16 protein-coding genes are annotated in these 12,838 nt (G+C 60.5%); 13 read left to right on the plus strand and 3 right to left on the minus strand.

Features of this window, described 5'->3' with window-relative positions; genetic code table 11:
• Nucleotides 1–90 precede the first annotated feature (90 nt).
• The 8 genes from cobF to ureC all read left to right on the plus strand — a co-directional run bounded on the left by cobF (nt 91) and on the right by ureC (nt 5,861).
• Entirely contained in the window at nt 91–831 is a 741-nt protein-coding gene (gene cobF, locus Q1A44_RS10985) for a precorrin-6A synthase (deacetylating) (RefSeq protein WP_299624436.1), read from the plus strand.
• 119 nt (nt 832–950) lie between these two features.
• A complete protein-coding gene (locus Q1A44_RS10990) occupies nt 951–1,781 on the plus strand; it encodes an urease accessory protein UreD (protein ID WP_299624439.1) in 831 nt (276 codons plus the stop codon).
• A gap of 3 nt (nt 1,782–1,784) precedes the next feature.
• Nucleotides 1,785–2,087 carry an urease subunit gamma gene (locus Q1A44_RS10995; RefSeq protein ID WP_299624442.1) on the plus strand — a complete coding sequence of 101 codons (303 nt, stop codon included), beginning with the start codon at nt 1,785–1,787 and terminating at the stop codon, nt 2,085–2,087.
• A 54-nt stretch (nt 2,088–2,141) separates the two neighbouring features.
• Nucleotides 2,142–2,447 carry an urease subunit beta gene (locus Q1A44_RS11000; protein ID WP_299624444.1) on the plus strand — a complete coding sequence of 102 codons (306 nt, stop codon included), beginning with the start codon at nt 2,142–2,144 and terminating at the stop codon, nt 2,445–2,447.
• Nucleotides 2,448–2,478: 31 nt separating this feature from the next.
• The gene (locus tag Q1A44_RS11005) at nt 2,479–3,303 is read left to right on the plus strand and encodes a cyclase family protein (protein ID WP_299624447.1); all 825 of its coding nucleotides are present in this window, start codon (nt 2,479–2,481) and stop codon (nt 3,301–3,303) included.
• On the plus strand, nt 3,303–3,698 hold the full coding sequence (locus tag Q1A44_RS11010; protein WP_299624450.1) for a carboxymuconolactone decarboxylase family protein: 396 nt from the start codon (nt 3,303–3,305) through the stop codon (nt 3,696–3,698). Before Q1A44_RS11005 ends, Q1A44_RS11010 begins: the two co-directional genes overlap by 1 nt.
• Nucleotides 3,698–4,099 (plus strand): hypothetical protein, encoded by a 402-nt coding sequence (locus Q1A44_RS11015; protein ID WP_299624453.1) that lies wholly within the window; start codon nt 3,698–3,700, stop codon nt 4,097–4,099. Before Q1A44_RS11010 ends, Q1A44_RS11015 begins: the two co-directional genes overlap by 1 nt.
• 1 nt (nt 4,100) lies before the next feature.
• Complete coding sequence (gene ureC / locus Q1A44_RS11020) at nt 4,101–5,861, plus strand: urease subunit alpha (RefSeq protein ID WP_299624456.1); 1,761 nt, start codon at nt 4,101–4,103, stop codon at nt 5,859–5,861.
• Nucleotides 5,862–5,873: 12 nt separating this feature from the next.
• Here the strand turns inward: ureC and Q1A44_RS11025 are convergent, their stop codons facing one another.
• The gene (locus Q1A44_RS11025) at nt 5,874–6,194 is read right to left on the minus strand and encodes a hypothetical protein (RefSeq protein WP_299624459.1); all 321 of its coding nucleotides are present in this window, start codon (nt 6,192–6,194) and stop codon (nt 5,874–5,876) included.
• 141 nt (nt 6,195–6,335) lie between these two features.
• Between Q1A44_RS11025 and Q1A44_RS11030 the strand changes: the two genes are divergently transcribed.
• The 5 genes from Q1A44_RS11030 (at nt 6,336) to Q1A44_RS11050 (ending at nt 9,900) form a co-directional block, all read left to right on the plus strand.
• Nucleotides 6,336–6,506 (plus strand): hypothetical protein, encoded by a 171-nt coding sequence (locus tag Q1A44_RS11030; RefSeq protein ID WP_299624462.1) that lies wholly within the window; start codon nt 6,336–6,338, stop codon nt 6,504–6,506.
• 16 nt (nt 6,507–6,522) lie between these two features.
• Complete coding sequence (locus Q1A44_RS11035; protein ID WP_299624465.1) at nt 6,523–6,978, plus strand: urease accessory protein UreE; 456 nt, start codon at nt 6,523–6,525, stop codon at nt 6,976–6,978.
• Nucleotides 6,975–7,604, plus strand: coding sequence for an urease accessory protein UreF (locus Q1A44_RS11040; RefSeq protein ID WP_299624468.1), 630 nt, complete (start codon nt 6,975–6,977; stop codon nt 7,602–7,604). Before Q1A44_RS11035 ends, Q1A44_RS11040 begins: the two co-directional genes overlap by 4 nt.
• Nucleotides 7,601–8,239, plus strand: a complete 639-nt coding sequence (gene ureG, locus Q1A44_RS11045; RefSeq protein ID WP_299624471.1) for an urease accessory protein UreG — start codon at nt 7,601–7,603, stop codon at nt 8,237–8,239. Before Q1A44_RS11040 ends, ureG begins: the two co-directional genes overlap by 4 nt.
• 116 nt (nt 8,240–8,355) lie before the next feature.
• Nucleotides 8,356–9,900, plus strand: a complete 1,545-nt coding sequence (locus Q1A44_RS11050) for a trimethylamine methyltransferase family protein (RefSeq protein ID WP_299624474.1) — start codon at nt 8,356–8,358, stop codon at nt 9,898–9,900.
• A 113-nt stretch (nt 9,901–10,013) separates the two neighbouring features.
• On the opposite strand, the gene Q1A44_RS11055 is transcribed toward Q1A44_RS11050, so the two are convergent.
• Both Q1A44_RS11055 and Q1A44_RS11060 read right to left on the minus strand, forming a co-directional pair.
• Nucleotides 10,014–11,348, minus strand: a complete 1,335-nt coding sequence (locus Q1A44_RS11055) for an FAD-binding oxidoreductase (RefSeq protein ID WP_299624477.1) — start codon at nt 11,346–11,348, stop codon at nt 10,014–10,016.
• Nucleotides 11,345–12,838, minus strand: coding sequence for an aldehyde dehydrogenase (locus Q1A44_RS11060; protein ID WP_299624480.1), 1,494 nt, complete (start codon nt 12,836–12,838; stop codon nt 11,345–11,347). The genes Q1A44_RS11055 and Q1A44_RS11060 overlap by 4 nt, the downstream gene beginning before the upstream one ends.

Below are 12,838 nucleotides of genomic sequence, written 5' to 3' on the forward strand. Positions count from 1 at the left end.
TATTTTTGGAACAATGAAGGGTGGGGGATGCGCCTGTTCTTCATTGTTCTTTAAATACTCAAATGCGCCCGATTTCCGACGTGGCACAACATGATTAAGCTATCCCTGATCGGCATCGGTACTGGCAACCCGGATCACCTGACGGGCGAGGCGCGGCGCGCGATTGCGCAGGCCGACTTGTTTTTGATCCCGCAAAAAGGGGTGGGCAAATCAGATCTGGCGGATCTGCGCACCCAGATCATCGAGGATGTGCGCAATGATGCGCTTGTTGTGCCCTTTGACATGCCGGTGCGCGACGAGGCTATGCCCTATATCGACCGGGTTGAGGCCTGGCATGATGCCATCGCTGACATCTGGACAGCGGCGATGGCCACGCAGCCAGAGGCACGCCGCGTGGCCCTGCTCGTTTGGGGCGATCCGTCGCTTTATGACAGCACGTTGCGCATTGCTGCCCGACTGGACCCGCAGCCGCGATTGACCGTTGTGGCGGGCATCACCTCGGTCCAGGCACTGACGGCGGCCCATGCGATCCCGCTCAACACGCTGAACGCGCCTGTGACCATCTCGACGGGGCGGCGCTTGCGGGATCATGGTTGGCCTGAAGGTGTTGAGACTTTGGTGGTGATGCTGGACGGGGCTTGCGCCTTTCAGGATTTGGACGGTGCCGATTACGACATCTGGTGGGGTGCTTATCTGGGCATGGCCGAAGAGGTCCTAGAGGCGGGCCCGCTCGCTGAGGCTGGGCCGCGCATTGTGGCGCGGCGTGCGGCGGCGCGGGCCGATCATGGGTGGATCATGGACACCTATCTTTTGCGCAGGCGCCTCCCTTGAGCGTTTCGGTTGTGCCCGAAAAATAGGCAACCATCGTGCTCTTTTCATCGCAAGCGCATAGAAGGCTGGCCGTTGAGGGCCTGCCATGCTCAGATTGCGCCAACAAAACGGCGCACTGAATGACTGACCTCACCCCTTTTGCCCCCCACGCTGACGCGCCGCCCCGCGCTATCGGGCAGATGCGGCTGTCGACCAAGCGTCATGCCGGGCGCACGGTGCTGGATACGCTCTATCAAAAAGGGGCCAGCAAGGTTGTTTTTCCCCGCAGTCCTCTGGGCTGCACGGGCGTTATGCTCAACACCTCTGGCGGGGTGACCGGGGGTGACCGTTTTGAAAATGAGGCGGTGGCGGGGGCTGGCACCCACCTTTGCCTGACGACGCAGGCCTGCGAACGGGCCTATCGCGCTTTTCCGGGGCAGGTGGGCCGTATTCGGACCGTTCTGCGGGTTGAAGACGGCGCTACCCTGTGGTGGTTGCCCCAGGAAACCCTGTTATTTGACGGCTGCGATCTGGATCGGCGTCTGAGCTGCGATCTGGCACCGGGGGCGCGCGCCTTGATTGTCGAGCCTGTCTGTTTTGGCCGCATCGCCATGGGCGAGACTCGAGTGACGGGCCGCGTGTCGGATCGGATCGCGATCAACCAGTGCGGTGCGCCACTGGTCATGGATGGCTGGGAACTGACCGGCGATATGACCGCTCAACTGGCCCACAAGGCGGTCGGTTCAGGGGCGGCGGCCATGGTCAGCCTGACCTATGTCGCACCGGATGCTGAGCGTCACCTTGACCCGCTGCGCGATCTTTTGCCCCCTGCCGGCGGTGCCAGCCTTTTGGCAGAAAACACCCTTGTGATGCGCCTTTTGGCCCCCACCGGTTTTGAGCTGCGCCGCTCGCTTTTGCCCATTCTGGACCACCTGACCGGTGGCCATCTGCCCCTTTGCTGGAGACTTTGACCCGTGCAACTGACCCCTCGTGAAAAAGACAAATTGCTGATCGCCATGGCCGCAGAGGTGGCACGCAAACGCCTCGCGCGGGGCGTCAAGCTGAACTACCCGGAGGCCATTGCCCTGATCACAGATGCGGTGGTCGAGGGGGCCCGCGACGGGCGCAGCGTGGCCGACATGATGGAGGCCGGGGCCCACATCATCACCCGCGACCAGTGCATGGAGGGCATCGCAGAGATGATCCATGACGTGCAGGTCGAGGCGACCTTTCCGGATGGGACCAAGCTGGTGACTGTCCACAATCCTATTCGCTAGGTCGGGGCCGTTGAACATGCATATTTTTGGAACAATGAAGCAGGAGGACGCGCGATGATCCCGGGCGAAGTGATTGTGGCAGAGGGCAATATCACCCTGAATGGCGGCGCGCAGAGCATTACCTTGCGTGTGGCCAATACCGGGGATCGCCCTGTGCAAGTCGGCTCGCATTATCATTTTGGCGAGACCAATGCCGCCCTGACCTTTGACCGCGATGCGGCGCGGGGCATGCGGTTGGACATCGCAGCGGGCACTGCCGTGCGGTTCGAGCCGGGTCAGGAACGCGACGTGCACTTGATCCCGATCTCTGGCGCGCGCAGGGTATACGGGTTCAACCAACAGGTGATGGGCGACCTTTGAGCAGTTTGAAACCCTAAGGGAGATTGAGATCATGTGTGATGTTTGCGTCATGAATTCGGTGAAGGAGCGGATGCTTTCGCGCCGCGATTTTTTCAAGAAAACCGCTGCCGTCGGGGCAGCCGCAACGCTGGGTGGCATGGCCGCTGCCCCGGCAGCGATGGCCGCGGGCCATGGCGGTGTGGTCGATATGACCCACAAGCTCAGCCCGGACTTTCCCACGTTCTTCGGGGTGCCCGGCATTTCGATGGAACAGCCGTTCAACTTTGCGGAACATGGGTTCAACCTGATGAACCTGAGCATCAATGAACACACCGCGACCCATATCGACGCGCCTTTGCACTTTTCCGCTGATGGCAATTCGGTCGATGAAATCCCGGTGTCCGACCTGGTGATCCCGCTTTGCGTGATCCACATTCACGCCAAGGCAGCCGAGAACCCCGACGCGCAGGTAACCCCGGACGATCTGAAGGCCTGGATTGCGGCCAATGGTCCGATTCCCGACAAAGCCTGTGTGGCGATGCATTCGGGCTGGGCGGCCAAATCTGGCGACGCGGCGGCCTATGTCGGGGACAGTGGTGACGGGGTCAAACACTTCCCCGGCTTCCATATCGAAGCCACGCAGATGCTGCTTGAGGAAACGACGGCCGCGGCCATGGCCGTGGACACCCTGTCGCTGGACTATGGCCCCTCGCCCGACTTTGCGACGCACTATGCATGGTTGCCCAACGGTCGCTATGGCATCGAAAACCTCGCGGGATTGGGGAACGTGCCCGCCACGGGGGCCACACTGGTCGTGGGCGCCCCCAACCACGTCGGCGGCACAGGCGGCCCGGCCCGCATCTTTGCGATGGTCTGATGGCGACTGTTCCGCTGATATCTGATGCGGCGGCCAGCGCAGAGGTGCTGGCCGTTTTTGACGACATTCGGGCGACGCGCGGGGGCGATTTCATCAACAATTTCTGGCGGGCTTTGGCGAATGATCCCGCGTTGTTGGCGGCGACCTGGGCGCGGTTGAAGGATGTTATGGGCCCGGGCGATCTGGACCCACTGGTCAAGGAGATGATCTATATCGCCGTATCGGTGGCAAACGGGTGTTCCTATTGCATCCATTCCCACACGGCGGCGGCGACGGCCAAGGGGATGAGTGCGGAGCAGCATGGAGAGCTTTTGTCAGTGATTGGCATGGCCATGCAGACCAATGGGTTGGTGACGGCGATGCAGGTGCCGGTGGATGAGGCGTTTTTGGTTTGATGAAGACTGCGCTGTCCAAAGGATCGCTTTGGGTCCGCGTATCTGCCATGACAGCGCTCGTGCTACTTACAGGCTGCGGGCCACGCATCGAAGTTCAAAGTCCAGATGGCATGGCATTGATGGACGTGCGGCGCGGAGTTTGCTTCGTTGGATGCAACATCCAAGCACGCTTACCTGATGGTACGACATGTCGTGGGTTCACAGTTCAATTGGAATATGACCGCCCATTTGCAGCGAACATCTATTGCCCGGATGTTCCAACAGCAACTTTGCAGGTTGAGACGGCGCAAAGGCACGGAACATCTGTTGGCACTTTGTCACCAAACGCGAATTTATTCTCGAACAAATCACTGGATATCGACGCCATCGTTGATGCCCACGTCCCTACCCCGGAGACCTGACATGCCCACATCCATCCCCCGCGCCGATTATGCCGCCATGTTTGGCCCCACTGTGGGCGACAAGGTGCGCTTGGCCGACACCGAGCTTTTCATCGAAGTCGAACGTGACCTAACGGCCGAAAACGCAGGCGCCGCGGCCACCGGCGGGACGGGCAGCAACGCCCTGTTATATGGCGAAGAAGTTAAGTTTGGCGGCGGCAAGGTCATTCGCGACGGGATGGGGCAGTCTCAGGCCACGCGGGCCGAGGGGGCCGTGGACACCGTCATCACCAACGCGCTGATCGTGGACTGGACGGGCATCTACAAGGCCGATGTGGGCCTCAAGGACGGGCGCATCGCGGCCATCGGCAAGGCGGGCAACCCCGATACGCAACCGGGCGTGAACATCATCATCGGCCCGGGGACAGAGGCCATCGCGGGCGAGGGTCGCATTCTGACGGCGGGGGGCTTTGACAGCCATATCCATTTCATCTGCCCGCAACAGATCGAGGACGCGCTGCATTCGGGCCTGACCACCATGCTGGGCGGCGGCACGGGCCCGGCCCACGGCACGCTGGCGACCACTTGCACCCCCGGCCCTTGGCACATTGGCCGGATGTTGCAGGCCGCAGACGCTTTTCCGATGAACCTGGCCTTTGCGGGCAAGGGCAATGCGTCGCTGCCCGCGGCGTTGGAGGAACAGGTGCGCGCGGGGGCGTGTTCGCTCAAGCTACACGAGGATTGGGGCACGACGCCGGGGGCCATTGATTGCTGTTTGTCTGTGGCCGATGCCATGGATGTGCAGGTGATGATTCACACGGATACTTTGAACGAGAGCGGCTTTGTCGAGAACACGGTCGCCGCCATGAAGGGCCGCACGATCCATGCCTTTCATACTGAGGGCGCGGGCGGTGGCCATGCGCCGGACATCATCAAGATTTGTGGGGAAGAGCATGTTCTGCCATCGTCGACCAACCCCACGCGGCCCTTTACGGTCAACACTTTGGAAGAGCATCTCGACATGCTCATGGTCTGTCACCATCTCGACAAATCGATCCCCGAGGATGTGGCGTTCGCGGAATCCCGCATCCGGCGCGAGACCATCGCCGCCGAGGATATCCTGCATGACATGGGGGCCTTTTCGATCATCGCGTCGGACAGTCAGGCCATGGGCCGGGTGGGCGAAGTTCTGATCCGCACCTGGCAAACTGCTGACAAGATGAAGAAACAGCGTGGCCGTCTGCCCGAGGAGACCGGCGAGAACGACAACATGCGCGTGCGCCGCTATATAGCGAAATACACGATCAACCCGGCGATTGCGCACGGGATCAGCCACGAGATCGGTTCGATTGAGGTCGGCAAGCGTGCCGATCTGTGCCTGTGGAACACCGCGTTTTTCGGGGTCAAACCCGAGATGGTCTTGCTGGGCGGTACCATTGCTTGTGCGCAGATGGGCGATCCGAATGCGTCCATCCCGACGCCGCAGCCGGTCTATACCCGTCCCATGTTCGGTGCCTTTGGCCGTTCGGTCGAACGCTCTGCCGTAACCTTTGTGTCGGCGGCGGCGCAGAACGAGGGGATTGGCGCGTCGCTTGGCCTGCACAAGGACACCGTCGCCGTCCAGAACACGCGGGGCATTGGCAAGCGAGACCTGAAGTTGAACGACGCCATGCCGAAGGTCGAAGTGCACCCTGAAACTTATGAGGTGCGTGCGGATGGCGAATTGCTGACCTGTCAGCCTGCCGAAGTGCTGCCCATGGCGCAGCGCTATTTCATGTTTTGAGGGCCGAAATGCCTAGTCTCGCTCGATCACGTCAAAATCATCCTTGGGTCCTTGCGGTTTTGGCCCCAGAACCCGGACATATGTCGTCTCTTTCTCGACCTGGTATTGCGGGTCGCGGCGCACATGGTCGGGCAACCGCCGTGGATCAAAGCGGCGCGATACACGGCTTTCAATCTGCACCACTGCGCTGGGTGCCACCACACGGCCCGGGCCTGCAACGGACAGCAAGGCGTCGCGCACTTCGCCCTCGCGCTGCTTTAGACGCGCAAGTGTCGCGCGCAGCACAATCAACTCTTCGGCAAGGGTTTCGGAAATTGACGGATGATAGGACATGGCGGCACGTTACGCCCCCAATAGTCAACACAAGGTTAAACCCAGCCATGCAACCGTTGGATAGCGGCCATGCGCCCGCAGGGCTGATCACGGCGGCCGCGACGGCTTATATATCGGGTACACGCATGAAAAAGGTGCCACATGACATTCGTACAGCGGATCGCTGCACTCCTCACACAGATCAGCCTGCCCCATGGCGCATTGGCGCAGACCCAAGCGGTCTATGCGCTGACCGACGCCGAACTGAAGGCCCGCGGGCTCAAGCGGCGCGACGCCGCACGGCAGATCATGATCAACGGCGATTGGTCCTGAGCACGGGGCTGCGCCCATGTTGACCGCGCAGCACTATCACGACCACGGGCATGGCGCGCCCGCGGACCACGTTTCGCTCACCTATGAAGACCGGTTCTTGCGGCGCAAGGTGCTGACGCTGGCCTCTGGCACGCCGCTTTTGGTGGACCTGCCGCAGACCACGTCGCTGAACCATGGTGGTGTGTTGATCACCTCGCACAAAACCGAAATCCGGATCGAGGCCGCGCCCGAACCGCTGTTATCCGTCACCGGGCCTTCCCTGCACCGCATCGCCTGGCATGTCGGCAATCGGCATACCCCCTGTCAGATCGAAGACGAGCGTCTTTTGATCCAACGGGATCATGTGATGGCCGATATGCTGGCAAAAATCGGGGCCGATGTGCGCGATGTGATCGAACCCTTTACCCCCGAGGGCGGCGCATATGGGCACGGACGCACCCATGGCCACGACCACAGCCATTCTCACACATGAGCCACGCGCTGACTTTGATGCAATGGCTGTCGCCCGCCTTTCCGGTGGGGGCTTTTGCCTATTCCCATGGGCTTGAGCAGGCGATTGCGGACGGGGCGGTAAAGGGCGCAGACACGCTGGAGGCATGGTTGACGGCGCTTGTCACCCATGGGTCGGGTCGGGCTGATGCGATCCTGCTGGCGGCTGCGTACCGGGCGGAAGCGCCCGGCACGGTTGACGCAACCGCCCGCGCCTTTGCTGCCAGCGCCGAACGGCTGAAGGAAACCGACCTGCAAGGGGCGGCCTTTTGCGACGCGGCGCGTGCAGTCTGGGAACTGGACCTTGATCGGCTGACCTACCCGGTGGCCGTCGGGGCCGCCGCGCGCGTGATGCACATCCCCCTGCCTGACACGCTGCCGCTTTACCTTCAGGCCTTTGCGGGCAACCTTGTGTCTGTGGCCCAACGCGCCCTGCCACTGGGCCAGACAGACGGACAAAAGGTGCTGGCCGCGCTGACGCCGCACCTGACAGCCACGGCAACGATGGCGCAAAGCAGCACGCTTGATGACCTGACCTCCACCAGCTTTGCCGCCGATATTGCGGCAATGCGGCACGAAACCCTGCAACCGAGGATCTTTCGCACATGACTCAGTTAAATGGCCCCCTTCGCATCGGTATCGGCGGACCCGTCGGTGCCGGAAAGACAACGCTGACGGCCGCCCTGGCGCAGGCGTTGAAAGACCAGCACTCCATCGGGGTGATCACGAACGACATCTATACCCAGGAAGATGCCGAGGAACTAATGCGTCGCCAGATTTTGCCGCGCGACCGGATTATCGGGGTCGAAACGGGTGGCTGCCCGCATACCGCGATCCGCGAGGATGCCTCGATCAACCTGGCGGCCGTCGCAGAAATGCGTGCGCGACACCCTGAGGTCGAGGCGATTCTGATCGAGTCTGGCGGCGACAACCTGTCGGCCACTTTCTCTCCCGAACTGGCGGATATCACTCTTTATGTCATCGACGTGGCGGCAGGCGAGGAAATCCCGCGCAAGGGCGGCCCCGCGATCACGAAATCCGACCTGCTGGTCATCAACAAGACCGATCTTGCGCCTCATGTCGGTGCCTCACTTGAGGTGATGCAGCGCGATGCGGCCCGGATGCGCGGCGACAGACCCTTTGTGTTTGCGGCGCTGCGGCACGGCACCGGCGTGGATGAAGTGATTGCGCATATTCGGGCTTTGTCTGGTCTGGGCCTAGTCACAAGCGCTGCGGGGGCCTGACCACAGCGCAAATCGCATGACAGGTCGCTCTGGGGCAACTTGCTTCGCCCTCGGGCGCGTTAATCTTTCTGACATGCCGTTCACTCCCTCTCAACCAAGAAGCGGGAGGGATCATCATGACCGAAACACGCAGCCGTTCCGGCGGGCGGGCCAGCCGCCGTGCCCTGCGCAGCGCGCCGAATGTGGCGATGTTGCCGGGGCTGAAGAACACCCTGCCCTGGTGCGAGATCATGGATGGGTCACAGGTCGAGCGGATCGATGCAGCCTCCATGGATATTCTGGAAAATGTAGGCGTCGTGTTTCGCGACGACATTGCGCTGGCAGACTGGAAAGCAGCCGGTGCCAAGGTCGTGGGCGAGACGGTTTACCTTGATCGCGGCCTTGTGCGTGACCTCATCGCGACGATTCCGTCTGATTTTACTTACCACGCCCGCGACCCGCGCAAAAACGTCCGCCTTGGCGGGCGGCACAGCATCTTTGTGCCCATGACCGGCGCGCCGTTTTTGCGTGATCTTGAGGACAAACGACGCAATCCGCTGATGGCCGACCTGGCCATGTTTCACAAGCTCAGCCACGTGATGCCCGCCCTGCATTCCTCGGCCCATCACATCGTGGAACCTTACGATCACCCGATAAGTCACCGGCATCTGCGGATCACTTATTCGTCGATGAAACACTCTGACAAAACCTTCATGGGGATGACGACCAGCCCCAAAAACGCCGAGGATGTGATGGATATGTGCGCCATTCTTTTTGGTGAAGCCTTCATGGAGGATCACCCGGTAACCACCGGCAATTGCAACGGAAATTCGCCGCTGGTTTGGGATGAAACGATGCTGGGCGCGATGCGGGCCTTTTGTCGGCGGAACCAGCCGGTGCTGTGCTCGCCCTTTGTTCTGGGCGGGGCCAATACGCCTGCGTCAGTGGCCGCCTCGGTGGCGCAGCTGAACGCCGAGGCGCTGAGCGCGCTGGCCTATACCCAGGTGATCCGACGCGGTGCGCCTGCGATCTATGGGCACTATTTGTCGACTGTTTCGATGAAGTCCGGCGCGCCCATGGCAGGCACACCCGAGATTTCGATGATGAACTTCATGATTGGTCAGATGGCGCGGTTCTATGATGTGCCCTGGCGGACGTCGAATACGCTTGGCGGGGCCAAAACCTTTGACGCGCAAGCGGGATATGAGAGCGCCACGACCCTGTCGGCGGTCATGCATGCGGGGGCCAATTACATCTGGCATTCCGCGGGATGGAACGAGGCGGGGATGCACTGTTCGGTTGCCAAATTCATCGTCGACGCCGAGCAATGCGCGATGGCCTACCGCATGGCCGAGGGGTTGAAATGGGAGGATTTCGACACCGCCCTTTCAGCCGTGTCCGACATTGGCCCAGGCGGGCACTACCTTGGCCATCCCCACACGCAAGAGAACTTTCAGACCGCGTTTTTCATGCCCGAGCTTTTCGACAACAATTCCATCGAACAATGGCAGGCCGAAGGTTCGGTCGAGATCACAAAACGCGCTTTGGACCACGCTGTTAAGCTTTTGCAGGCTTATGAGGAGCCAAAACTGGATCAGGCAAAGGACGAAGAGTTGCGTGCCTATATCGACCGACGCGAACGCGAAATCCCTGCTGAAGATGCTCTGAACCAAGATTATTGAGTGGTGTGGATAAAGCCAAGCGGGCTGTGGATATCCTCAGATAATCAAAGGAAAATGGAATTTTGAGCCGAAGGCTTGTGAGCAAAAGGTATAAAATTGCGTGTTTATCAATATTACTCTGCTCCCGCACGCCACTCTTTCCATCGGAGAACGGCGTTAGCGCCTAATGTTGCGAAGGGCTGCGGTGGCAAACGTTTCAATTCGGCCTCCGCATCAAAGAACGCGGTGACGTCAGAGGCTGCGCCACAGGCGCGCTCTGCCGCGGCAATTCCGGTGAGTGTGCCACGTGCGGTGCCCAGCCCATTTTGAACGCAAGCACTAAAGAAACCGTCCTCAACTTCACGCGCGTGGGCCACGCTGTTCAAGCTGAGGCAGAGATGGCCACCCCAGACATAAGCCTGGCGCACGGATGCAAGTTGCGGAAAACGCTCTGCAAATTTCAGCCGATGCATGTGCGCGGCGCGCTTGAGATCACGTTCATGCGGCTTAAGGCCAGGACGCACCACCGCCGCTGTGCGCGTGACGATCCGATGCCCACCCTGTCCGGGATCAATCCGACGCATGGTCGTGCCCATGGGATCAGCGGGCGTCACACCCCAGCGCGGCGCACCGCCCAAGGCTGCACGGGCCTCGGCCCCCAATTCCTCGGACATGGATGCGAACAAAAACAGTTGGAGCAAGCGCCCCTTTGCGATCCCAAAGCTTTCCAAATGCCCATTGACAGCAGTGATCACCCGGCCCGCATCAACCTGCCCCTTTGGCGTTTTGAGCCGCCATCCGGCGCCTGCACGCCGTATCGACAAAACCGGCGTGTTTTCATGTATTTGTGCCGCCTTGTTCAAGCCCTGCGCAAGCCCGCGCACATAGCCCGCCGGTTGCAGCATAACGGTACCCGGCGTGTATAAGCCCGATCGGTAGTGCCTCGACCCTGTCAAATCCTGCATCGCTTGGGCATCGAGCCATTCCGAACGCTCCCCAAGGGCCGTCAGATGCGCCGCATAGCTGCGATTATGTGCGTCCCCTTGATGGGTTGCAGCGCCGTTCACCTTGCCCACAGGATCAAAGAAATCCGAAATGATCTGATAGTCTTCAACAGCTTGCGCGGCAAAGCGGATGGCGTGCCTGTTCAACGTGACCAGCATTTCATCGTCGCCAGACCCTGCATAATCATCCGATGCCAGATCATGCGGCAGATCAATCATAAAGCCGGAATTCCGGCCTGCCGCCCCCTGAGCAATACACCCGGCCTCAAGCAGAACAACGCGCGCGGAAGGATCCAATTGCAGGATGCGGCGAACCGCTGAGAGGCCCGCAAATCCCGCGCCAATGACGGCAATATCAGCGGTGATTTTATCCTCCAAAAGAGGATATTGCGGCGCATTCTTCAACAACTCTGCCCAAGCGGCAGGGCCGCGATGCGACGGCAATCGTCGCGCGGTATAGTTCACTCCACCGCCTCATCGGCATCATCCGTCAAATCGATCCAGATGGTTTTGATCTGGGTATATTGGTCATGGGCCTGTACCCCATTGTCGCGCCCGCCAAAGCCCGACTGCTTCATCCCGCCGAACGGGGTAGAAATATCGCCCTCACCATAGCTGTTGACCGTCACAGTGCCTGCGCGCAGCATCCGCGCGCCGCGGATGGCCCGTTTTGCATTGGCGGTAAAGATTGAGGCGCACAAACCATACGCCGTGTCATTGGCCACCGAAATCGCCTCATCAAAAGAACGAACCGGGATCACAGCAAGGATAGGGCCGAAAATCTCGTCCTGAGACAAAGGGTTATCCGGCGTTGTTTCCACGATTGTTGGCGAAACAAATGACCCATCCGCCGTGCCACCCACAATCGCCGTGTCTATCTGATCGAGATAGCTACAGACTTTGGCAGTATGCGCGCGGCTTACCAACGCGCCCTGACGGCTTTCCGGGTCCAGCGGATCGCCAACGGGCCAATGTTTCAAATGGGTGGTAATGCGGTCCAACAGCGCATCCTTCACGTCCTCATGCACAATCAAACGCGAAATGGCCGAGCAGTTTTCGCCCATGTTCCAGAAGGCCCCATTGACGACATGCTGGGCCACACGGTCGATGTTTTCGGCGTCGTCCATGACGATGCACGGGTTCTTGCCTCCCATCTCAAGCACAACCTCTTTGGCATTGGATTCAGCGGCATAGCCCAGGAACTTCATCCCCGTTTGGGTTGAACCTGTGAAGCTGACCATGTCGATATCCATGTGGCGACCCATCGGTTCACCCACTTCGGGGCCAAGGCCCGGCACCACGTTGAATACACCGCGGGGCACGCCCGCTTCGGTGGCCAGTTCCGCCACGCGCAATGCGGTCAACGATGTCTCTTCTGCGGGTTTCAGAACAACGGAACAGCCGGAGGCAAGAGCGGGCCCGATCTTCCAGGCCAGCATCAACAAGGGGAAGTTCCAGGGCAGGACAAGACCCACAACGCCCACGGGTTCACGTACCACCATTGCGATGTGGTCGTCGGACGCTGGTGAAACGGAATCATATATCTTATCAATAGCTTCCGCGTGCCACTTGATGCATTGGATCGTTTCGGGCACGTCGACGGTTTCGCAGTCGACGATAGTCTTACCGCTGTCGATGCTTTCCAGCACGGCGAGTTCGCGGGCGTTGCGCGTCATCAACTTGGCCAGTCGGATCAGGACGTTCTTGCGCTCCGACGGGTGCAGGCGCGACCAGCGTCCGTCATCGAACGCCTCGCGCGCCTTGGCCACAGCCACATCCACATCTTCGGGTCCACAGGCGGAGACTTGGGCAATCACGGCACCCGTGGCGGGATTGATACTGTCAAAGGTCTTGCCAGAGATCGCTGGGCGGTATCCGCCGTCGATATAAGCGGTGGTGGGCGGGGTCAGATCGGCAGCGATGGCTCGGTATTCCTCGGCAGTCAACAGCGTCAT

The sequence above is a fragment of the uncultured Tateyamaria sp. genome, assembly GCF_947503705.1.
Classification (GTDB): Bacteria; Pseudomonadota; Alphaproteobacteria; order Rhodobacterales; family Rhodobacteraceae; genus Tateyamaria.